The sequence below is a fragment of the Pseudomonas guineae genome (genome assembly GCF_900113745.1).
GTDB lineage: Bacteria > Pseudomonadota > Gammaproteobacteria > Pseudomonadales > Pseudomonadaceae > Aquipseudomonas > Aquipseudomonas guineae.
This window is the reverse complement of sequence record NZ_FOQL01000001.1, coordinates 1466263-1486967: the sequence shown is the minus strand read 5'-3', so window position 1 is coordinate 1486967 and position 20705 is coordinate 1466263. Positions and strand designations below refer to the sequence as shown.

General features: G+C 60.4%; 20 protein-coding genes. 17 read left to right on the top strand and 3 right to left on the bottom strand.

The window, feature by feature from the left end:
• Positions 1-124 precede the first annotated feature (124 nt).
• The 6 genes from BMZ32_RS06745 (at position 125) to BMZ32_RS06720 (ending at position 3858) form a co-directional block, all read left to right on the top strand.
• Positions 125-292 carry a rubredoxin gene (locus BMZ32_RS06745; RefSeq protein WP_090240746.1) on the top strand — a complete coding sequence of 56 codons (168 nt, stop codon included), beginning with the start codon at positions 125-127 and terminating at the stop codon, positions 290-292.
• A gap of 168 nt (positions 293-460) precedes the next feature.
• Complete coding sequence (locus BMZ32_RS06740) at positions 461-628, top strand: rubredoxin (RefSeq protein WP_090240745.1); 168 nt, start codon at positions 461-463, stop codon at positions 626-628.
• A gap of 274 nt (positions 629-902) precedes the next feature.
• Complete coding sequence (locus tag BMZ32_RS06735) at positions 903-2051, top strand: NAD(P)/FAD-dependent oxidoreductase (RefSeq protein WP_090240744.1); 1149 nt, start codon at positions 903-905, stop codon at positions 2049-2051.
• Positions 2052-2236: 185 nt separating this feature from the next.
• On the top strand, positions 2237-2509 hold the full coding sequence (locus tag BMZ32_RS06730) for an HU family DNA-binding protein (protein WP_090240742.1): 273 nt from the start codon (positions 2237-2239) through the stop codon (positions 2507-2509).
• A 139-nt stretch (positions 2510-2648) separates the two neighbouring features.
• Positions 2649-3041: a helicase gene (locus BMZ32_RS06725; RefSeq protein WP_090240741.1), complete on the top strand. Its 393-nt coding sequence runs from the start codon at positions 2649-2651 to the stop codon at positions 3039-3041.
• A 79-nt stretch (positions 3042-3120) separates the two neighbouring features.
• On the top strand, positions 3121-3858 hold the full coding sequence (locus tag BMZ32_RS06720) for a hypothetical protein (RefSeq protein WP_090240740.1): 738 nt from the start codon (positions 3121-3123) through the stop codon (positions 3856-3858).
• Between the two features lie 54 nt (positions 3859-3912).
• On the opposite strand, the gene BMZ32_RS06715 is transcribed toward BMZ32_RS06720, so the two are convergent.
• The 3 genes from BMZ32_RS06715 to BMZ32_RS06705 form a co-directional block, all read right to left on the bottom strand.
• Positions 3913-5319, bottom strand: a complete 1407-nt coding sequence (locus tag BMZ32_RS06715; RefSeq protein WP_090240739.1) for an aminoacyl-tRNA deacylase and HDOD domain-containing protein — start codon at positions 5317-5319, stop codon at positions 3913-3915.
• Between the two features lie 90 nt (positions 5320-5409).
• Positions 5410-7485 carry an ATP-dependent DNA helicase RecG gene (recG, locus tag BMZ32_RS06710; protein ID WP_090240737.1) on the bottom strand — a complete coding sequence of 692 codons (2076 nt, stop codon included), beginning with the start codon at positions 7483-7485 and terminating at the stop codon, positions 5410-5412.
• An 8-nt stretch (positions 7486-7493) separates the two neighbouring features.
• The gene (locus BMZ32_RS06705) at positions 7494-8420 is read right to left on the bottom strand and encodes a hydrogen peroxide-inducible genes activator (RefSeq protein WP_090240736.1); all 927 of its coding nucleotides are present in this window, start codon (positions 8418-8420) and stop codon (positions 7494-7496) included.
• Positions 8421-8686: 266 nt separating this feature from the next.
• Between BMZ32_RS06705 and BMZ32_RS06700 the strand changes: the two genes are divergently transcribed.
• The 11 genes from BMZ32_RS06700 (at position 8687) to nuoL (ending at position 20691) form a co-directional block, all read left to right on the top strand.
• Positions 8687-9100 (top strand): NADH-quinone oxidoreductase subunit A, encoded by a 414-nt coding sequence (locus BMZ32_RS06700; protein WP_090240735.1) that lies wholly within the window; start codon positions 8687-8689, stop codon positions 9098-9100.
• A 10-nt stretch (positions 9101-9110) separates the two neighbouring features.
• Positions 9111-9788, top strand: a complete 678-nt coding sequence (locus BMZ32_RS06695) for an NADH-quinone oxidoreductase subunit B (RefSeq protein ID WP_090240734.1) — start codon at positions 9111-9113, stop codon at positions 9786-9788.
• A gap of 66 nt (positions 9789-9854) precedes the next feature.
• Positions 9855-11636: an NADH-quinone oxidoreductase subunit C/D gene (nuoC, locus tag BMZ32_RS06690; protein WP_090240733.1), complete on the top strand. Its 1782-nt coding sequence runs from the start codon at positions 9855-9857 to the stop codon at positions 11634-11636.
• Entirely contained in the window at positions 11636-12133 is a 498-nt protein-coding gene (gene nuoE / locus BMZ32_RS06685; RefSeq protein ID WP_090240732.1) for an NADH-quinone oxidoreductase subunit NuoE, read from the top strand. The genes nuoC and nuoE overlap by 1 nt, the downstream gene beginning before the upstream one ends.
• Positions 12130-13494, top strand: coding sequence for an NADH-quinone oxidoreductase subunit NuoF (gene nuoF / locus BMZ32_RS06680; RefSeq protein ID WP_090240731.1), 1365 nt, complete (start codon positions 12130-12132; stop codon positions 13492-13494). Before nuoE ends, nuoF begins: the two co-directional genes overlap by 4 nt.
• Positions 13495-13590: 96 nt before the next feature.
• Positions 13591-16314: an NADH-quinone oxidoreductase subunit NuoG gene (gene nuoG / locus BMZ32_RS06675; protein ID WP_090240730.1), complete on the top strand. Its 2724-nt coding sequence runs from the start codon at positions 13591-13593 to the stop codon at positions 16312-16314.
• Complete coding sequence (nuoH, locus tag BMZ32_RS06670) at positions 16314-17306, top strand: NADH-quinone oxidoreductase subunit NuoH (protein ID WP_090241575.1); 993 nt, start codon at positions 16314-16316, stop codon at positions 17304-17306. Before nuoG ends, nuoH begins: the two co-directional genes overlap by 1 nt.
• A gap of 13 nt (positions 17307-17319) precedes the next feature.
• Positions 17320-17868, top strand: a complete 549-nt coding sequence (nuoI, locus tag BMZ32_RS06665) for an NADH-quinone oxidoreductase subunit NuoI (RefSeq protein WP_090240728.1) — start codon at positions 17320-17322, stop codon at positions 17866-17868.
• 161 nt (positions 17869-18029) lie between these two features.
• Positions 18030-18539, top strand: a complete 510-nt coding sequence (gene nuoJ / locus BMZ32_RS06660; RefSeq protein ID WP_090240726.1) for an NADH-quinone oxidoreductase subunit J — start codon at positions 18030-18032, stop codon at positions 18537-18539.
• The gene (gene nuoK / locus BMZ32_RS06655) at positions 18536-18844 is read left to right on the top strand and encodes an NADH-quinone oxidoreductase subunit NuoK (protein ID WP_090240724.1); all 309 of its coding nucleotides are present in this window, start codon (positions 18536-18538) and stop codon (positions 18842-18844) included. Before nuoJ ends, nuoK begins: the two co-directional genes overlap by 4 nt.
• Complete coding sequence (gene nuoL / locus BMZ32_RS06650) at positions 18841-20691, top strand: NADH-quinone oxidoreductase subunit L (protein WP_090240722.1); 1851 nt, start codon at positions 18841-18843, stop codon at positions 20689-20691. The genes nuoK and nuoL overlap by 4 nt, the downstream gene beginning before the upstream one ends.
• Positions 20692-20705 lie beyond the last annotated feature (14 nt).

Genomic DNA, 20705 nt, shown 5'->3' with positions numbered 1-20705 from the left:
GCGGGCAGACGCTTATTTTGATCGGCCGCCCGCGAGGCGGCCTTTCTCGTTCTGCGACTTGGCGCACCTGCGTATATACGGTAGTTTCCGCAGCGCGATAGCCGTGTGACCCCCTGAGGTAGTTATGAAGAAGTGGCAATGTGTGGTCTGTGGACTGATTTACGACGAGAGCCAGGGCTGGCCTGATGAAGGCATCGCCGCCGGTACGCTGTGGCAGGATGTCCCTGAAGACTGGCTGTGCCCTGACTGCGGTGTGGGTAAGCTGGATTTTGAAATGATCGAAATCGGCTAAGCCGTTGTTGCTGACCAGCGACGCTCGCAATGGCAGCCCGCGAGCTCGCGAGACTGGCCGCAGATTAGGCGCTCAGGCTGTGAAAAACGGCGACCTGCGGGTCGCCGTTTTGCTTCGTTCAGATACATACTGAGCGCCCCGGGCGGGTCAACAGGTGGCGAGGTGGTTATGCGTAAGTGGCAGTGTGTGGTGTGCGGTTTTATCTATGACGAAGCCCTGGGTCTGGTCGAGGAAGGCATCGACCCCGGAACTGCCTGGGAAGACATTCCCACCGACTGGCTGTGTCCCGATTGCGGCGTCGGCAAGCTTGACTTCGAGATGATCGAAATCGCCTGAGAGCCTGTGCATGATCTGCTGCGCGTCAGTCCTGTGGCGTTAAAAACAGACTTGGAAAGCCGCTTGCGGCTAACGCGCTTTAGCGCGGCTTGAAGGGCGAGTGAAACGAGTAATGCTCATGTACAAAAGTACACTCCGCTTCCTCGCCTGCTTTCGCGGGGCCGCCATCGGTATCGCAGGACTCTAGCTCGCGAGAGCATGAGCAGATTCTGATCTGCGCGTCCTGAAATTAATTAGCGCCGCCGCTCTGCGCGGCCTGTGTGAGGAATGCAACATGAGTGCACCTGTCGTCATCGTCGGTACCGGCCTGGCCGGCTACAACCTGGCCCGTGAGTTTCGCAAGCTCGACCGCGAAACCCCGCTGCTGCTGATCACCGCTGACGACGGCCGCTCCTATTCCAAGCCGATGCTGTCCACCGGCTTTGCCAAGAATAAGGACGCCGATGGTCTGAGCATGGCTGAGCCAGGCGCCATGGCCGAGCAACTGAACGCGGAAGTGCGCACCCACACGCGCATCAGCGGAATCGACCCCGGTCACCAGCAGCTGTGGATTGGTGAAGAGGCCGTACCCTACCGTGATCTGGTATTGGCCTGCGGCGCGGAGGTGATTCGCGTGCCGGTACCAGGTGATGCTGACGATGCGATCTTCTCGATCAATGACCTCGAAGACTACGCGCGCTTTCGTGCCGCAGCCGCCGGCAAACAGCGGGTATTGCTCCTGGGAGCCGGGCTGATCGGCTGCGAATTTGCCAATGACTTGACCCTTGGCGGTTATCAGGTTGAGTTGGTGGCACCCTGCGAGCAGGTCATGCCTGGCTTGCTGCATCCAGCCGCTGCCGCCGCTGTGCAGGCGGCGTTGGAAGGACTGGGCGCGCGCTTTCACCTTGGCCCGGTACTGGCCAGCCTGAATCACCAGGGTGATGGGCTGGAAGCGCACCTGTCCAACGGCACGCTGATCAACTGCGATCTGGTGCTGTCGGCAGTAGGCTTGCGCCCACGTATCAACTTAGCCGCGGCCGCCGGGCTAGTGGTCAATCGCGGGGTGGTAGTCGACCGCCAGCTGCGCACCAACCGCGCCAATATCTACGCCTTGGGCGACTGCGCCGAGGTGGATGGCATCAACCTGCTCTATGTCATGCCACTGATGACCTGCGCCCGTGCACTGGCCCAAACCCTGGCTGGCAATCCCACCGCTGTGAGCTATGGCCCCATGCCGGTGACGGTCAAAACCCCGGTCTGCCCTTTGGTGGTGTCGCCGCCACCGCACGGCTTGCAAGGCGAATGGAGCATTGAAGGCAGTGGCGCGGACATCAAAGCGCTGTGCCATGACAGCAGCGGCGCGCTGCTCGGCTACGCCCTCACCGGGGCGGCCGTTCAAGACAAATTGAACTTGAATAAGCGCCTGCCGGCGCTGTTGGCTTAAACGGCGGCTGTTGTGTCGTGTATGCCATAAAGTTGCACGGCTTAACTGTCGGACAAGACTGGCGCAGGGCCCAATGCCATGCCATTCTCCCTCAGCCTGCCGCAGCCTAGAGCTGTTGCGACGCCTTGGTACCTGCTCACGCAGAGCAGCCCGGACACAACAACAAAAAACGTAAAGAGGCATTTATGCGTAAACCGGAACTCGCCGCCGCCATCGCCGATAAGGCGGATCTGACTAAAGATCAGGCAAACCGTGTACTTAACGCCGTACTCGAAGAAATCACCAACGCACTGAACCGTAAGGACAGCGTAACCTTGGTAGGTTTCGGTACCTTCTTGCAGCGCCACCGCGGCGCGCGCACGGGTAAAAACCCACAAACCGGTCAGCCGGTACAGATCAAGGCCAGCAACACTGTCGCTTTCAAGCCAGGTAAGTCCCTGAAAGACGCGGTCAACTGAGTCCTTTAACCCGGAGCCACTGGCTCCGGGCGGCTGCACACTGGTCAGCGTGCTCACGCCCTTCTCAGACCGGCTGTAGTCCCTGCAACAACCCGCTACAATGCGCCGCCTTTTCCTGACTCTTTGCGAGGCCTCGCGCATGAAATTTCGTTTTCTTCTGTGGATGTTGGGCCGCCTAATGGCCAAGGCAAGCCGTGAAAACCCGGCGTTCCAACAGCAGCTTATTGACCGCGATATGACGTTCCAGCTGCATACGCTAGACGGCAAAGTGGCGCGTCACTTTATCGTCAAAGACCAACGCATCACCAGCAAGCGTGGTTCGGCTGCCGAGCCAGCATTCGCGCTCGGCTTCAAGGATGCGGCTTATGGTTTCGCCACCATGAGCGCCAAAAACAAGCAGCTGGCGTTTATGCAGGGCATTCAGAACAAGGACATCCAGATCCAGGGTAACCCTGCGCTGGTGATCTGGTTCCAGGGGCTGACTAAATACCTGATGCCGAAGAAGAAAAGCGCCGTCCAAAAAGCCGCCTGATTTGAAGCTGTGCGCGTCGGCACTGGTCGCCGCGCACGCCTTTCGCTAGGCTGGGCGTCGTCATAGTGAGAACTTGCCCATGCGTCTGCTGCTAATTGCCTTGTTGTTGTTGTCCTCCCTAGCCCATGCCGCACCGCCTAAAGCTGAAGCCTTTGCGCCTTTATTCGAACTGGCGGGTATTCGTTTAGTTTGCGAACAGGCTGCGCCGCTGGTGCAGCGCGGCCTGCCGAATACACAGCACGCGCAGCTGGGCAAAGTGTTTGCCGCCGATGGCTTATGCCTAGATTTGGCTAATCGCCTAACTGGTGCGCTCACGCAGACGCAGCTACAGCAAGCTCTGCGCTTGCTGGAAAGCCCGCTGGCGCAGGGCTTTACCGCCGCTGAGCGGTCAGTCGGCGACGCGGGCGCAGACGGGCTGGCGGCTTATCGCAAACAACTGAGCGAGCGGCCGCCACGTGCAGAGCGGCTTGCTTTGGTGCAGCGTCTGGATGCGGCCGCGCATACCACCGCTTTGGCCGGCCTGTTACGTTATGAGGTCGGTAAGACCCAGGCGTTTTTGGCCCTGCAAGCCCGTGGCGAAAGCATTGATGAAAAGGCGCTGAGTAGTCAAACCAAGGCTCAAGAAGACGCCTTGCGCGTCTCTAGCGCTGAGGCTGTGGCGTCCTTTATGCTTTACGCCTATCGGCAGATGCCCAGCGAAAAGCTGGCTGAATATGCTGCGTTGTATGAGCAGCCAGCCGTTGCCCAGTTGCTTGATGGTAGCGTGCAGCGGCTGCCAGAACTGTTTGCAGCGCGCCGCGCGCAGTTGCAGAAGTAACGCTTCGGCTGAAACGACAAAGGGGCCATAAGGCCCCTTTGTCGTTTCAGCTATTTAGTGCGCCGGGTGGAATTGTGCAGCCAGTTCGCGCAGCGCGACCTCGGCGGCCAGCACCTTGCTCACGGCTTCCTCGGCCTTGTCACGGCTGATGCCGAGGTTGTCGAACAGGCTTTGCGGGATATCGCTCTGCGGGCCCGCGCCGATGCCGCGATTGCGCAGCAAGCTAACTGACAGGCACACCAGGTTTGGATAGGCCGCATGTGCACCGGTGTACTCAGGGTCGTGCTGGAAGCGCAGGGCACTGACCAGCTCTTCCGGCATGTCCCAGTAGCGCATCAGCCAGGCGCCGATTTGCTCGCGGCTGATACCTAGCAGATGTTGCTCGATATAGCTGTGCGACAGGTGCGGATTGACCTCCAGATGACGACAGATCAGCGAGAAGTGTGGCGGAAATACATGCGCCAGCACCAGGTAGCCGAAGTTATGCAGTAGGCCGGCGAGGTAGCTCAGACCCGCTTCCGGGCGTTGCGCGCGGGGAATGGCGCGGGTCAGGCCTTCGATCACGGCGGCGCTATAAATCGCTTGTTGCCAATACGGCGTGGCGTGTTGCGGGTGGTCCTTGGGCAGGCTCAGGGTTTTACCCAAAGCCAGGCCTAGGGCCAAGTTAATCACCAGATCAAAGCCCAGCACGCGGACGATGGCATCTTCCACCGAGCGGATTTTGCCGGGCGCGGCGTAGTAGGGCGAGGCAGCCCAGCTGACGACTTGGGCAGCCAACGCCGGATCGGTTTCGACCACACCGGTAATATCATCAACGGTGGCATCCGGGTCGACGCGCAGCTTGATGATCTTCTGCGCCGTTTCCGGCAGCGGTGGAATCTCGATGGTTTCTTCCAGGCGCTGCTGGATGCGGCGAGCGGTAAACGCCTGGACAGCTTGAGTGATTTCCGCACGATCATCGTCTGGGCGGTCGAGGTTCAGGTGGATATTGCTCAGCGGCTCGCCGAAGCGTGCGGCGCTGGCCTTACTTAGCAGGCTCTTGAAAGCCTCGCTCGCCAGCTCCAGCAACACGCCGGGCTGACCCGATTCGATGTACAGACTCGGCACCTGCAGTAGACGTTCGTCATACAGGCACGGCGAGCTGGTCAGTGGCGGCAGGCCGGGCAGCATTTTCAGGTTGTGCTTGCCGAGCATGCGCTCCAGGCGATCCGGTTTGACCGCCACCAGTTGGCGCCCCGTGAGCTCGGTCAGGCGATTCAGGTCGAGCAACTGATTCTGCGGGAAAAGTACCAGCAGCGCGCCCACCGTATCGTCGAGCAGCACGGCTTGTAAGCGTTGCGCGCTTGGCAGGTTGGGTTGATCAGGACAGATTTGATAGCTCAGGCCGAGCTTTTCTAGCAATTGCAGAATCACCGCAGGCGGGCGCGGCGCAGTGTCAGTAGCAAGGGCGAGTTCAGTCATGGCGGTTTCCGGCAGAGTCAGCAATGTTTCGAGTATAAACAGCAGGCTAGCGGAAATGCGGCGCAGGTGGCAGTTGTGTTGTGCGTCGGATCACACTTGCCCGTATTGTTGGCCATGCCGCAGCCAGCGTTCAAGTAGCGGGCTGACATGCTGCGGCCAGTGTTCCAGCAGCGCCTGCGCGGCGTCGCGCACGGCCGGCAGCAAGTCAGCGTCGCGCATCAGATCGGCGACCTTGAATTGCAGCAGGCCTGTCTGGCGGGTGCCGAGCATCTCGCCAGGGCCGCGCAGTTCCAAGTCTTTTTCGGCGATGATGAAACCATCGCAGGTCTCACGCATGATTGCTAGGCGTTGGCGGCCCAGTTGCGATAACGGCGGGTGATAGAGCAGCAAACAATGACTGGCGGCGCTGCCACGGCCGACTCGCCCGCGTAACTGGTGCAGCTGAGCCAGGCCCAGGCGCTCAGGATTTTCGATGATCATCAAGCTGGCATTGGGCACGTCGACGCCCACTTCGATCACCGTGGTGGCAACCAGTAATTGCAGCCGGCCTTGTTTGAACTGGTCCATCACCGCCGCTTTTTCCGCCGGTTTCATCCGCCCATGGATCAGCCCGACATTCAGCCCGCCCAGTGCGGCAGTCAGGTCGCTGAAGGTGGTTTCGGCGGCCTGGCAGGTCAGCTCTTCGGATTCCTCGATCAGCGTACACACCCAGTAAGCCTGGCGACCTTCATTGCAGGCCAGGCGCACGCGCTCGACCACTTCCAGGCGGCGGCTGTCGGCAATCACCAGGGTATTCACCGGGGTGCGACCCGGGGGTAGTTCATCGAGTATCGAGGTATCAAGGTCGGCGTAGGCGCTCATCGCCAGGGTTCTGGGTATGGGCGTGGCGGTCATGATCAGCTGGTGCGGGCACATGCGTCCGCCAATGCCCTTCTGGCGCAGGGCCAGACGCTGTTGCACACCGAAGCGGTGCTGCTCGTCGATGATCACCAAGGCCAGCTTCTGAAAGCGCACTTCGTCCTGAAACAGCGCGTGGGTGCCGACCACCATCGGTGTTCCGCTAGCAATCTGTTCCAGCGCGCTGGCGCGCGCTTTGCCTTTGAGCTTGCCGGCTAGCCAGGCGACGTCTAGGCCAAGGGGGTTGAGCCATTTGCTGAAGTTAATGAAGTGCTGTTCGGCGAGAATCTCAGTGGGCGCCATCAGCGCCACTTGATAACCGGCTTCCAGCGCTTGCAGCGCGGCAAAGGCGGCGACCACTGTCTTGCCTGCACCCACGTCACCTTGCACCAAACGCAGCATCGGTTCGCTCTGGCTGAGGTCGTAGGCGATTTCCGCGCCGACCCGCTGTTGCGCACCGGTGGGGGCAAAGCCCAAATTTGCCAGGTACTGCTGCGGAAGGTTTTTTGCCATGGGCAGAGCGGGTGCCTGCTGCGCGCGCACGCTTTCGCGCAGGCGTTGCAGAGACAATTGGTGGGTCAGCAGCTCCTCGAAGGCCAGACGGTGTTGCGCCCAGTGACGGCCTTCGGCGAGTTCCTCTAGGTCGGCATCTGGCGGTGGTCGGTGCAGGTAGCGAATCGCCTGATCGAGCGGACTGAGCTGGTAATCGTCAGCCAGTTCAGGCGGCAGCCAGTCCGGCAGGCTATGCGGACCCAGGCGCGCCAGGGCTTGTTCGCTGAGTTGGCGCAGGCGCTGCTGGGTCAGGCCTTCAGTCGTTGGGTAGATTGGCGTCAGCGTCTGTTCCACTGCAATCGACTCGCTGCCCGACAGCGCGCGGTATTCCGGGTGATAGATCTCCAGCCCGGAGGAGCCCGGGCGCACTTCACCGTAGCAGCGCACCTGAGTGCCGCGTTTGAGTCCTTCCTTCTGTGCCTGGCTAAAGTGATAGAAGCGCAGGCTGAGGGTTCCGCTGCCGTCCTGCAGGCGCACCAGCAGGCTGCGGCGGCGGCCCATCACGACATCGGCGCCGGCGACTATGCCTTCGACCACGGCGTCTTGACCGGGGCGCAGCGCGCCAATCGGTACGATGCGGGTGCGATCCTGATAGCGCAGCGGCAGGTGAAACAGCACGTCTTGCAGCGTCTCAAGGCCAACCTTGCCGAGTTTTTCGGCCAATGCCGCACCCACGCCTTTCAGCGCGGTGACAGAAACCATGGCCAGCTCGGTCATGGCCTGTCTTAAGTCTTTTGTGGCAGCGGGCGCGCCACCGAGCACAGGCGGATCGAGTCGGTCAGCACCTCAATCGCATTAGGCCGCGGGAAGCTGGCACGCCAAGCGATGGCCACGGTGCGGAAGGGGGCTGGCGCGCTAAGCGGGCGCACTTCAATCACGCCCGGGGCGTAATGGTGGCTGTCGACTGCAGAGAACGGCAGGATCGACACGCCAAGGCCCGAGGCGACCATATGGCGGATGGTTTCCAGCGAGCTGGACTCCACAGTGGTGTGCTTGGCGCTGTCTTCACCGCCTTTGCGCAGCGTCGGGCAGGCTTCTAGCACCTGATCACGGAAGCAGTGGCCTTCACCCAGTAGCAGCAGGCTTTTGTCATTCAGCAGTTTGCTGTCGATGGTTTTCATTGCCGCCCAAGGGTGGCCAAACGGCAGCAGGGCGTAGAATGGCTCATCATAGAGCGGCTTGGTCAGCACATCGGCTTCATGGAACGGCAGGGCGATAATGATCGCGTCCAGCTCACCATTACGCAGCTTGTCGCGCAGCACGTGGGTGAAGTTTTCCTCGATATACAGCGGCATATCCGGAGCAACACGGTGCAGTTGCGGGATCAGATGAGGGAATAGGTAAGGGCCGACGGTGTAAATAGCACCGATTTTCAGCGGAGCCGCCATCTGGTTTTTGCCGGCTTGGGCCAGCTCACGGATGCCCTGGGCTTGCTCCAGCACCTTCTGCGCTTGGGTGACGATGCCTTCACCAACAGGGGTCAGGCGCACTGCGCTCTTGCTGCGCTCGAAGATCAGCACACCCAGTTCATCTTCGAGTTTCTTCACCCCTACCGACAGCGTTGGCTGGCTTACATGGCAGCGTTCGGCGGCACGGCCGAAGTGCTGCTCTTGAGCGAGGGTGACTATGTAGCGCAGTTCGGTGAGGGTCATAGTCTTTATCCATTGAGATGACGCCAAGCATAGCGGCTGTCTTCAATGGAACCAACTGTTGATCCGGCTTCATGGCAATGGCGACGGCACTGGGAGGGCTATAGCTATTGTCTACAAATTAATGTCTCTTTGTGAACAAAAAATAATTAGTTACTAATGTGTTGTGGGCATAGAATTGCGGCCATACTCCGCCGGCGATACCCGTTGGGTTTTGCATTCGCCATAATAAAATTATAGAAGCCGTCCTTTACCCGAGGAGTACCGGCATGCCTGATGCGGTAACGACCATGTCCCATAACTGGGCTTTTGCTGTGTTTTTGCTCGGAGTATGTGGGCTCATCGCCTTTATGCTCGGCCTATCCAGCCTGCTGGGTAGCAAAGCCTGGGGCCGCAGCAAGAACGAACCTTTTGAGTCCGGTATGTTGCCCGTCGGCAGCGCGCGTCTGCGCCTGTCAGCCAAATTCTATCTGGTCGCGATGCTCTTCGTGATCTTCGACGTTGAAGCCCTCTTTCTCTTTGCTTGGGCCGTCTCGGTGCGCGAAAGCGGCTGGGCTGGGCTAATCGAAGCTACAGTCTTTATAGCAATTCTGTTGGCAGGTCTTGTCTACCTTTGGCGGATTGGGGCGCTCGATTGGGCGCCTCAAGGTCGTCGTGAGCGGCAGGCGAAGCTAAAACAATGAGGCTTTGGCGATGCAATACAAACTTACTCGGATCGATCCGAATGCGCCCAATGAGCGCTATCCGGTCGGCGAGCGGGAGACGGTTTCCGACCCGCTGCTAGACGATGAAGTCCACAAGAACATCTACATGGGCAAGCTCTCGGATGTTCTCAATGGTGCCGTGAATTGGGGGCGCAAAAATTCCCTGTGGCCTTACAACTTCGGCCTGTCGTGCTGCTATGTGGAAATGACCACCGCCTTTACCGCGCCGCACGATATTGCGCGCTTCGGTGCGGAGGTGATTCGAGCCTCGCCACGCCAGGCGGACTTTATGGTCATCGCAGGCACCTGCTTTATTAAAATGGCTCCGGTCATCCAGCGCCTGTACGAGCAGATGCTTGAGCCCAAGTGGGTCATCTCGATGGGCGCCTGCGCCAATTCCGGCGGTATGTACGACATTTACTCGGTGGTTCAGGGGGTCGACAAGTTCTTGCCGGTCGACGTCTACATTCCCGGTTGCCCGCCTCGTCCTGAAGCATTTCTGCAAGGCTTGATGCTGCTGCAGGAGTCTATCGGCCAAGAGCGCCGTCCGTTGTCATGGGTTGTCGGTGATCAAGGTGTTTACCGTGCTGACATGCCTTCGCAGAAAGAACAGCGCCGCGAAGAGCGTATCGCTGTAACCAATCTGCGAAGCCCCGACGAAGTGTGAGCCTGGGCTCGCGTGAGCCCGTCGACTGACACTGTTGCCCGATAGCGACCGATAGCGACCGAGACCATGACTGCACAAAGCATTCTGTCCATACCGCCTTACAAAGCCGATGACCAAGAAGTGGTTGTCGAACTGAATTCCCGTTTTGGCGCTGACGCCTTTACTGTGCAAAGCACCCGCACCGGTATGGCGGTGCTGTGGGTGGCGCGTGAGCGCTTGGTCGAGGTGCTGACCTTTCTGCGCAACCTACCGCGACCCTACGTCATGCTCTATGACCTGCATGGTGTCGACGAGCGTCTGCGTACTCAGCGCCGTGGCCTACCCGGTGCGGACTTCACCGTGTTTTATCACCTGATGTCGCTGGAGCGGAACAGCGACATCATGATCAAGGTGGCGCTCAATGAGCGTGACCTGAATATGCCCAGCGTCACCAGCATCTGGCCTAACGCCAACTGGTATGAACGTGAAGTGTGGGACCTCTATGGCATCCACTTTACCGGCCATCCGCATCTGACGCGGATCATGATGCCGCCGACCTGGGAAGGGCATCCACTGCGCAAGGATTACCCCGCGCGCGCCACCGAGTTTGATCCGTTTAGCCTGACCCTGGCCAAGCAACAGCTTGAAGAAGAAGCGGCGCGTTTTAAGCCGGAAGACTGGGGCATGAAGCGCGGCAGCGAGCATGAGGACTATATGTTCCTCAACCTCGGCCCCAACCACCCTTCAGCCCACGGTGCATTCCGCATCATCTTGCAGCTCGATGGCGAAGAAATCGTCGATTGCGTACCGGAAATCGGCTACCACCACCGTGGTGCCGAGAAGATGGCTGAGCGCCAGAGCTGGCACAGCTTTATCCCCTATACCGACCGCATCGACTACCTCGGTGGGGTGATGAACAACCTGCCGTATGTGCTGGCCGTGGAAAAACTCGCGGGCATTATCGTGCCGCAAAAGGTCGACGTGATTCGCATCATGATGGCCGAGTTCTTCCGTATCACCAGCCACCTGCTGTTCCTCGGCACTTACATCCAAGACGTCGGTGCGATGACCCCGGTGTTCTTCACCTTCACCGACCGCCAGCGTGCCTACAAGGTCATCGAAGCCATCACCGGCGCCCGCCTGCATCCGGCCTGGTACCGCATTGGCGGCGTCGCCCACGACCTGCCGCGCGGCTGGGACCGTTTGGTGAAGGAATTCGTCGACTGGCTGCCTAAGCGCCTCGATGAGTACGAGAAAGCCGCGCTAAAAAACAGCATTCTCAAAGCGCGCACCATCGGTGTGGCGCAGTACAACACCAAAGAGGCGTTGGAGTGGGGTGTTACCGGAGCAGGGCTACGTTCCACCGGCTGTGATTTCGACCTGCGCAAAGCACGGCCGTATTCCGGTTACGAGAACTTCGAGTTTGAAGTGCCGTTGGCGGTGAATGGCGATGCCTACGACCGTTGCATGGTGCGGGTGGATGAGATGCGCCAGAGCATCAAGATCATCGATCAATGCATGCGCAACATGCCGGAAGGGCCGTACAAGGCCGATCACCCGCTGACCACGCCGCCGCCGAAAGAGCGCACCTTGCAGCACATCGAAACCCTGATCACCCACTTCCTGCAGGTGTCCTGGGGTCCGGTGATGCCGGCCAATGAGTCGTTCCAGATGATCGAGGCGACCAAGGGCATCAACAGTTACTACCTGACCAGCGACGGCAGCACCATGAGCTACCGCACGCGTATCCGCACGCCGAGCTTCCCGCACCTGCAGCAGATTCCCTCGGTGATCCGCGGCAGCATGGTCGCCGATCTGATCGCCTACCTGGGCAGTATCGACTTCGTTATGGCTGACGTGGACCGCTGATGATGAACGCACTTATTCAGACTGACCGTTTTGCCCTGAGCGACGCTGAGCGCTCGGCCATCGAGCATGAAATGCACCACTACGAAGACCCGCGCGCGGCGTCGATCGAAGCCTTAAAGATCGTGCAGAAGGCCCGTGGTTGGGTGCCAGACGGCGCCGCCGATGCCATTGGCGAGGTCCTGGGTATCCCGGCCAGCGATGTCGAAGGCGTTGCGACCTTTTACAGCCAGATCTTCCGCCAGCCGGTTGGCCGGCACATCATTCGCGTCTGCGACAGCATGACCTGCTACATCGGCGGCCATGAGTCGGTGGTCGAGAGTATTCAGCAGCAACTGGGCATTGGCCTGGGCCAAACCAGCGCCGATGGTCGTTTTACCCTGCTGCCGGTGTGCTGCCTGGGTAACTGCGATAAGGCGCCGGCGCTGATGGTCGACGACGATACCTTTGGTGATGTCAACGCCGGTAGTATCGGCCAACTGTTGGAGGCCTACGTATGACCGGTTTTAGCGTCAAGCGTCTGACCTCTATCGGCCCGGCCAACACAATTGCCCGCAGCGAAGAGACCCATCCGCTGACCTGGCGTTTGCGTGACGACGGTCAGCCGGTGTGGCTGGAGGAATACCAGCAGAAGAATGGCTACGCCGCTGCGCGCAAGGCACTGAGCGAAATGGCCCAGGCCGACATCGTACAAACGGTGAAAGACTCCGGACTCAAGGGCCGTGGCGGTGCGGGCTTCCCCACTGGAGTGAAGTGGGGGCTGATGCCGGCGGATGAGTCGATGAACATCCGCTACTTGCTGTGCAACGCCGATGAAATGGAGCCCAACACCTGGAAAGACCGCATGCTGATGGAGCAGCTGCCGCACTTGTTGGTGGAAGGCATGCTGATTTCCGCGCGGGCGCTCAAGGCTTATCGCGGCTACATCTTCCTGCGCGGCGAGTACGTTGATGCGGCGACCCACCTCAATCGCGCCATCGCCGAGGCTAAGGCCGCTGGCCTGCTTGGCCAGAACATCCTCGGCAGCGGTTTCGATTTTGAGCTGATCGTACACACCGGTGCCGGTCGCTATATCTGCGGCGAAGAAACCGCGCTGATCAACTCCCTTGAAGGCCGCCGCGCCAACCCACGGGCCAAGCCGCCGTTCCCGGCCGCCGTTGGGGTGTGGGGTAAGCCGACCTGCGTGAATAACGTCGAGACCCTGTGCAACGTGCCGGCGATCATCGGCAGTGGTGTCGATTGGTACAAAACCCTGGCCCGCCCGGACAGTGAAGACCACGGCACCAAGCTGATGGGCTTTTCCGGCAAGGTGAAGAACCCCGGGTTGTGGGAGCTGCCCTTCGGCGTGAGCGCCCGTGAGCTGTTCGAGGACTATGCCGGCGGCATGCGCGAAGGTTACACGCTCAAGTGCTGGCAGCCTGGCGGCGCCGGTACTGGCTTCCTGCTCCCCGAGCACCTTGATGCGCTGATGTATGCCGGCGGTATCGGTAAGGTCGGCACGCGCATGGGCACCGGCCTGGCGTTGGCGGTCGATCACACGGTCAACATGGTGTCCCTGCTGCGCAATATGGAAGAGTTCTTTTCTCGTGAGTCTTGCGGCTGGTGTACGCCGTGCCGTGATGGCCTGCCCTGGAGCGTGAAGATTCTCCGCGCCTTGGAGCGCGGGCAAGGCACGCAGCAGGACATCGACACCTTGCTCGGTTTGGTCAACTTCCTCGGCCCAGGTAAAACCTTCTGCGCCCATGCACCGGGCGCCGTTGAGCCGCTGGGCAGTGCGATCAAGTATTTCCGCTCGGAGTTCGAAGCTGGCGTGTCCAGCGCGCCGGCTCCGGCCGCGACGGGGCAATTCGTCCCCGCGTAAAGATTTAACGTCAGGGCGGCCACTGACCTGGCCCCGTGACACACCGTGATTTCATTAGCCAAGCCCGCTTCGGTGGGTAAAGAAGAAACCTCAACCATGGCCACTATCCACGTAGACGGCAACGATTTCGAAGTCGATGGGGCGGACAACCTACTACAGGCCTGCCTGTCCCTCGGTCTCGACATTCCCTACTTCTGCTGGCACCCGGCGCTCGGTAGCGTTGGTGCGTGCCGTCAGTGCGCGGTCAAGCAGTACAGCGACGAGAACGACACGCGTGGTCGTATCGTCATGTCCTGCATGACGCCGGCCACCGACAACAGCTGGATCTCCATCGACGATGAAGAGTCCAAGGCCTTCCGCGCCAGCGTTGTCGAGTGGCTGATGACCAACCACCCGCACGACTGTCCGGTGTGCGAGGAGGGCGGTCACTGCCACCTGCAAGACATGACCGTGATGACCGGTCACAACCAGCGCCGTTATCGCTTCACTAAGCGCACTCACCAGAACCAGCAACTCGGCCCGTTTATCGCCCATGAGATGAACCGCTGCATCGCCTGCTACCGCTGCGTGCGTTATTACAAGGATTACGCTGGCGGTACTGACCTCGGTGTTTACGGCGCGCACGACAACGTCTACTTCGGTCGCGTCGAGGATGGCACGCTGGAAAGCGAGTTCTCCGGCAACCTGGTCGAGGTTTGCCCGACCGGTGTGTTCACCGACAAGACCCATTCCGAGCGTTACAACCGTAAGTGGGACATGCAGTTTGCCCCGAGTATCTGCCACGGTTGCGCCAGTGGCTGTAACACCAGCCCCGGCGAGCGTTATGGCGAGATCCGCCGTATCGAGAACCGCTTTAACGGCGATGTGAACCAGTATTTTCTTTGCGATCGTGGCCGCTTCGGTTACGGCTTCACCAACCGCGCCGACCGTCCGCGCCAGCCGTCGCTGGGCAATACCAAACTAGGGATCGATGCCGCGCTGGACAAGGCCGCCGAGCTGCTCAAGGGCAAACGGGTGATCGGCATTGGCTCGCCGCGCGCCAGCCTGGAAAGCAACTTCGCCCTGCGCGAGCTGGTCGGCGAGGCCAACTATTACAGCGGTATCGCCGCCGGCGAGCTGGCGAATATCCAGCTGATCCGCGACATCCTGCAGAACGGCCCGCTGCCGGTGCCGACCCTGCGTGAAGTGGAAAACCACGACGCGGTATTTGTCCTCGGCGAAGACCTCACCCAGACCGCCGCACGCCTGGCTCTGGCTCTACGCCAGACAGTCAAAGGTAAGGCCACCGAAATTGCCGCCACGGCGAAGATTCCGGAGTGGCACATGGCGGCGGTGCAAAACGTCGCTCAAGACGCGCTGCATCCGCTGTTTATCGCCAGCGTCACCGCGACGCGCCTGGATGATATTGCCGAAGCCTGCGTGCATGCCGCGCCGGCCGACCTGGCCCGTATCGGCTTTGCTGTGGCTCACGCCATCGACCCGAGCGCGCCCGCCGTTACAGGCCTGGATGCCGATGCTGTCGAATTGGTAGAGCTAATCGCTGAGGCCTTATTGGACGCCAAACGTCCGTTGATCGTATCCGGCGCCTCATCGGGCAGCCGGGACATCATCGAAGCGGCGGCCAACATCGCCAGCGCGCTGAAGAATCGTGAGAAGAACGCCTCCATCAGCCTTGTCGTGCCGGAAGCCAACAGCATGGGCCTGGCCCTGCTGCTGGGCGAAAGCTCTGCCGACACCTCGGTGGATGCCGCGATGCAGGCGCTGACGACTGGCCTGGCTGACGCGGTGATCGTGCTGGAAAACGACCTCTATCGCCGCGCCGATGCCGCCACGGTTGACGCCGCGCTGGCTGCCGCCCAGGTAGTGATCGTTGCTGACCATCAGCACACCGCCACCAGTGCCAACGCCCATTTGCTGCTGCCCGTGGCCAGCTTCGCCGAAGGCGATGGCACCTTGGTCAGCTTCGAAGGTCGAGCCCAGCGCTTCTTCCAAGTGTTTGAGCCCAGCTACTACGACGCCTCTATCCTTATTCGTGAAGGCTGGCGCTGGCTGCATGCGCTACACAGCACCCTGCTGGGTAAGCCGCTCGACTGGACGCAGCTGGATGAAGTCACCGCCGCCTGCGCCGCCAGCAACAACCTGCTGGCGCGGATTGGCGAGGCCGCACCGAGCGCTACGTTCCGCATCAAGGGTATGAAGCTGGCGCGTGAGCCGCACCGTTACAGCGGCCGCACCGCGATGCGCGCCAATATCAGCGTGCACGAGCCGCGTCAGCCGCAGGATCAGGACTCAGCCTTTGCCTTCTCCATGGAAGGCTATTCCGGCAGCGTTGAGGCCCGTCAGCAGATTCCCTTCGCCTGGGCGCCAGGCTGGAACTCGCCGCAGGCCTGGAATAAGTTCCAGGACGAAGTCGGCGGCCATCTACGCGCCGGTGATCCGGGCGTGCGCTTGCTGACAGCTCAAGGTGTTGCACTGCCGTGGTTCGGCGTACCGGCGGCGTTCAACCCTGCTGCCGGTACCCTGCAAGTCGTCGCCCTGTATCACCTGTTCGGCAGTGAAGAAACCTCGGCCAAGGCGCCGCCGCTGCAGGAGCGCATCCCAGCAGCTTATGCCTTGTTGGCGAAAGCCGAAGCGGATCGACTAGGGGTTAATGACGGTGCGCTGCTCAGCCTGACAGTGGCGGGGCAGCACCTGCGCTTGCCGCTGCAGATCACAGAAGAGTTGGCCATTGGTGTGATTGGTCTACCGGTCGGCTTGCCTGGTATCCCGGCGCAGGTGATTGGTGCTGTAGTCACTCACATTGAGGAGGCTGCGAAATGATGAGCTGGTTCACTCCAGAAGTGATCGACGTGCTGATCGCGGTGCTCAAGGCCATCGTGATTTTGCTGGTGGTGGTGGTCTGTGGTGCGCTGCTGAGCTTTGTCGAGCGGCGCTTGCTCGGTTGGTGGCAGGACCGCTACGGCCCGAACCGGGTGGGCCCATTCGGCATGTTTCAGATCGCTGCCGACATGATCAAGATGTTCTTCAAGGAAGACTGGACGCCACCGTTTGCCGACAAGTTCATCTTTATCCTGGCGCCGATGATCGCCTTCGCCGCGATGCTGATGGCCTTCGCGATTATCCCGATTACGCCGAATTGGGGCGTGGCAGATCTAAACATCGGCATCCTGTTCTTCTTCGCCATGGCCGGTTTGTCGGTGTATGCGGTGCTGTTTGCCGGCTGGGCGAGTAACAACAAGTTTGCCCTGCTCGGTGCGCTGCGTGCTTCGGCACAAACCGTGTCTTACGAGGTGTTTCTGGCCCTGGCGCTGATGGGCATCGTCGCTCAGGTGGGCTCGTTCAACATGCGCGATATCGTCGATTACCAGGCCGAGAACCTCTGGTTCATCATTCCGCAGTTCTTTGGCTTCTGTACCTTCTTTATCGCCGGCGTAGCAGTGACGCACCGTCACCCGTTCGACCAGCCAGAAGCCGAGCAGGAGCTGGCCGATGGTTATCACATCGAATATGCCGGGATGAAATGGGGCATGTTCTTCGTCGGTGAGTACATCGCCATCATCACCATTTCGGCGCTGCTGGTAACCCTGTTCTTCGGCGGCTGGCACGGCCCGTTTGGCATTCTGCCGCAGATTCCGTTTATCTGGTTCGCCCTGAAAACCTGTTTCTTCATCATGATCTTCATCCTGCTGCGCGCCTCGATTCCGCGGCCACGGTATGACCAAGTCATGGCCTTCAGCTGGAAGTTCTGCCTGCCGCTGACCCTGATCAACCTGCTGGTGACCGGCGCAGTTGTGCTGGCTACGGCCCAGTAAGGAGAACCACAGAATGTTCAAATACATATGGGATGTGCTGGTCGGTACTGGCACCCAACTGCGCAGCATGGCCATGGTCTTCAGCCACGGCTTTCGCAAGCGCGACACCCTGCAATACCCGGAAGAGGCGGTGTACCTGCCGCCGCGCTACCGCGGCCGTATTGTGCTGACTCGTGACCCCGATGGCGAAGAGCGCTGCGTGGCCTGCAACCTCTGCGCTGTGGCCTGCCCGGTGGGCTGCATCTCGCTGCAGAAGGCCGAAACGCCGGATGGCCGCTGGTACCCGGATTTCTTCCGCATCAACTTCTCGCGCTGCATTTTCTGCGGTTTGTGTGAGGAAGCCTGCCCGACCACGGCGATTCAGCTCACCCCGGATTTTGAAATGGGCGAGTTCAAACGTCAGGACCTGGTGTACGAGAAAGAAGACCTGCTGATTTCCGGCCCAGGCAAGAACCCGGACTACAACTTCTACCGCGTCGCCGGTATGGCCATCGCCGGCAAGCCGAAAGGCGCCGCGCAAAACGAGGCCGAACCCATCAACGTCAAAGGCCTACTGCCTTAAGGAGCCCGTTTAATGCCTGCTGCGCTTGCTGATACTGCGTTGGAAACAGGCTCGGAATGCTCATGTACAAAAGTACACTGCGCTTCCTCGCCTGTTTCCGCCTTGTCTCACCTACGCTCGCGACGCCCTTAAACAGACTCCTGCGGAGATAAAGGATTTATATGGAATTCGCTTTCTACCTCGCCGCCGGCGTTGCCGTGGCGGCCACATTCAGGGTGATTACCGCGAGCAATCCGGTGCACGCCCTGTTGTATTTGATTCTGTCGCTGTTGGCCGTGGCCATGACCTTCTTCGCCCTCGGTGCGCCGTTTGCCGGGGCGCTGGAGATCATCGTCTACGCCGGCGCGATCATGGTGCTGTTCGTGTTTGTGGTGATGATGCTCAACCTCGGCCCGCCTGCGGTCGAGCAGGAGCGGCAGTGGCTGACACCGGGTATCTGGGTTGGCCCGGCGATTCTCTCGGCGCTGTTGCTGGGGCAGTTGCTCTATGTGTTGTTCCAGTCACCCAGTGGAGCGGCCATTGGCTTGCAAACCATCGAGGCAAAAGCCGTTGGTATTGCCTTGTACGGGCCTTACCTGCTGGCGGTGGAGCTGGCTTCGATGCTGTTGCTGGCCGCGCTGGTCGCGGCCTATCACCTCGGTCGTCACGATGCCAAGGAGCCAACCGCATGAATGCGATTCCTATGGAGCACGGCCTGGCACTGGCCGGCGTGTTGTTCAGCCTTGGCCTGATTGGCCTGATGGTGCGGCGCAACATCCTCTTTGTGCTGATGAGCCTGGAAGTGATGATGAATGCCACCGCCCTGGCCTTTGTGGTGGCCGGTAGCCGTTGGGCTCAGCCTGATGGCCAGGTGATGTTTATTCTGGTGATCACCCTGGCAGCCGCCGAAGCCAGTATTGGCTTGGCGATCCTGTTGCAGCTGTATCGCCGCTTCAACACCCTCGATGTCGACGCTGCCAGCGAGATGCGCGGATGAACCTTCTATTGCTGACTTGTGTGTTCCCGCTGCTGGGCTGGTTTCTGCTGGCCTTTTCGCGCGGGCGTTTCTCCGAAAACCTTTCGGCGCTGATCGGTGTCGGCTCGGTGGGCCTATCCGCTATTACGGCGGCCTGGGTGATTGTGCAGTTCAACCTCAACCCGCCGGCAAACGGTGTATTCACCCAGGTGCTGTGGCAGTGGATGGATGTCGGTGGCTTCGCGCCGAGCTTCACCCTGTATCTGGATGGCTTGTCCGTGACCATGCTCGGTGTGGTGACTGGCGTTGGTTTTCTGATCCACCTGTTCGCCAGTTGGTACATGCGCGGGGAGGAGGGCTACTCGCGCTTCTTTGCCTACACTAATCTGTTTATCTTCAGCATGTTGCTGCTGGTTCTCGGCGATAACTTGTTGATGCTGTACTTCGGCTGGGAAGGCGTGGGGCTGTGTTCTTACTTGCTGATCGGCTTCTACTTCAAGCACAGCGCCAACGGCAATGCGGCGCTCAAAGCCTTTATCGTCACTCGCATCGGTGACGTGTTTATGGCCATTGGCCTGTTTATTCTGTTCCTGCACCTAGGCACCCTGAATATTCAGGAGCTGATGCTGCTGGCGCCGCAGAAGTATGTAGAAGGGGATAGCTGGCTGTGGATCGCCACCCTGATGCTGCTCGGCGGTGCGGTGGGTAAATCCGCGCAGTTGCCGCTGCAGACCTGGCTGGCTGACGCGATGGCGGGTCCGACGCCGGTGTCGGCCCTGATCCACGCGGCGACCATGGTCACCGCCGGTGTCTACCTGATCGCGCGGACCCACGGCCTGTTCCTGCTGACCCCGAACGTTCTCGAACTGGTCGGCATCGTTGGCGGCGTAACCCTGGTGCTGGCCGGCTTTGCCGCGCTGGTGCAGACCGACATCAAGCGCATCCTTGCGTACTCGACCATGAGCCAGATCGGCTACATGTTCCTCGCTCTGGGCGTGGGTGCCTGGGACGCGGCGATCTTCCACTTGATGACCCACGCCTTCTTCAAGGCGCTGCTGTTCCTGGCTTCCGGTGCAGTGATCAACGCCTGTCACCACGAGCAGAACATCTTCAAGATGGGCGGCCTGTGGAAGAAACTGCCACTGGCCTACGCCAGCTTTATCGTCGGTGGTTCGGCCCTCGCGGCGTTGCCGCTGATCACTGCAGGCTTCTACTCCAAAGATGAAATCCTTTGGGAAGCGTTCGCCAGTGGCCACCAGTGGCTGCTCTACGCCGGGTTGGTGGGCGCATTTATGACCTCGCTGTATACCTTCCGCCTGATCTTTATCACCTTCCACGGCAAGCAGCAGACCGAAGCCCATGCCGGCCATGGCGTCGCCCACTGGCTACCGCTGGTGACTTTGATTGTGTTGTCGACCTTTATCGGTGCGTTGATCAGCCCGCCGTTGGCAGGTGTGCTGCCGCAGAGCGTCGGGCATGCCGGCGGCGACGCTAAGCACAGCCTGGAAATCGCTTCCGGGGCTATCGCGATCATCGGCATCGTCCTGGCCGCGCTGCTGTTTCTCGGCAAGCGCCGGTTTGCCACAGTGGTGGCGCAGAGTGCGCCTGGGCGCTTCCTCTCGGCCTGGTGGTTCGCCGCCTGGGGATTTGACTGGCTTTACGACAAGCTATTTGTGCAGCCCTACCTGTTGCTTTGCCGGTTGCTCGGGCGTGACCCGATTGACCGTAGCATTGGCCTGATTCCGCGCCTGGCGCGAGGCGGCAACGCCTTGCTGGCTAGCAGCGAGACCGGCCAAGTGCGCTGGTATGCCACGTCGATTGCCGGGGGTGCCGTGCTGGTACTCGCCGTCCTCCTGTTTCTGAATTAAGGAAAAACAGCCTG

Excerpts from the sequence above, each read along its gene's own strand:
- BMZ32_RS06745 (WP_090240746.1), top strand. The coding sequence starts at position 125 with ATGAAGAAGTGGCAATGTGTGGTCTGTGGACTGATTTACGACGAGAGC.
- BMZ32_RS06740 (WP_090240745.1), top strand. The coding sequence starts at position 461 with ATGCGTAAGTGGCAGTGTGTGGTGTGCGGTTTTATCTATGACGAAGCC.
- BMZ32_RS06735 (WP_090240744.1), top strand. The coding sequence starts at position 903 with ATGAGTGCACCTGTCGTCATCGTCGGTACCGGCCTGGCCGGCTACAAC.
- BMZ32_RS06730 (WP_090240742.1), top strand. The coding sequence starts at position 2,237 with ATGCGTAAACCGGAACTCGCCGCCGCCATCGCCGATAAGGCGGATCTG.
- BMZ32_RS06725 (WP_090240741.1), top strand. The coding sequence starts at position 2,649 with ATGAAATTTCGTTTTCTTCTGTGGATGTTGGGCCGCCTAATGGCCAAG.
- BMZ32_RS06720 (WP_090240740.1), top strand. The coding sequence starts at position 3,121 with ATGCGTCTGCTGCTAATTGCCTTGTTGTTGTTGTCCTCCCTAGCCCAT.
- BMZ32_RS06715 (WP_090240739.1), bottom strand. The coding sequence starts at position 5,319 with ATGACTGAACTCGCCCTTGCTACTGACACTGCGCCGCGCCCGCCTGCG.
- recG (WP_090240737.1), bottom strand. The coding sequence starts at position 7,485 with ATGACCGAGCTGGCCATGGTTTCTGTCACCGCGCTGAAAGGCGTGGGT.
- BMZ32_RS06705 (WP_090240736.1), bottom strand. The coding sequence starts at position 8,420 with ATGACCCTCACCGAACTGCGCTACATAGTCACCCTCGCTCAAGAGCAG.
- BMZ32_RS06700 (WP_090240735.1), top strand. The coding sequence starts at position 8,687 with ATGCCTGATGCGGTAACGACCATGTCCCATAACTGGGCTTTTGCTGTG.
- BMZ32_RS06695 (WP_090240734.1), top strand. The coding sequence starts at position 9,111 with ATGCAATACAAACTTACTCGGATCGATCCGAATGCGCCCAATGAGCGC.
- nuoC (WP_090240733.1), top strand. The coding sequence starts at position 9,855 with ATGACTGCACAAAGCATTCTGTCCATACCGCCTTACAAAGCCGATGAC.
- nuoE (WP_090240732.1), top strand. The coding sequence starts at position 11,636 with ATGATGAACGCACTTATTCAGACTGACCGTTTTGCCCTGAGCGACGCT.
- nuoF (WP_090240731.1), top strand. The coding sequence starts at position 12,130 with ATGACCGGTTTTAGCGTCAAGCGTCTGACCTCTATCGGCCCGGCCAAC.
- nuoG (WP_090240730.1), top strand. The coding sequence starts at position 13,591 with ATGGCCACTATCCACGTAGACGGCAACGATTTCGAAGTCGATGGGGCG.
- nuoH (WP_090241575.1), top strand. The coding sequence starts at position 16,314 with ATGAGCTGGTTCACTCCAGAAGTGATCGACGTGCTGATCGCGGTGCTC.
- nuoI (WP_090240728.1), top strand. The coding sequence starts at position 17,320 with ATGTTCAAATACATATGGGATGTGCTGGTCGGTACTGGCACCCAACTG.
- nuoJ (WP_090240726.1), top strand. The coding sequence starts at position 18,030 with ATGGAATTCGCTTTCTACCTCGCCGCCGGCGTTGCCGTGGCGGCCACA.
- nuoK (WP_090240724.1), top strand. The coding sequence starts at position 18,536 with ATGAATGCGATTCCTATGGAGCACGGCCTGGCACTGGCCGGCGTGTTG.
- nuoL (WP_090240722.1), top strand. The coding sequence starts at position 18,841 with ATGAACCTTCTATTGCTGACTTGTGTGTTCCCGCTGCTGGGCTGGTTT.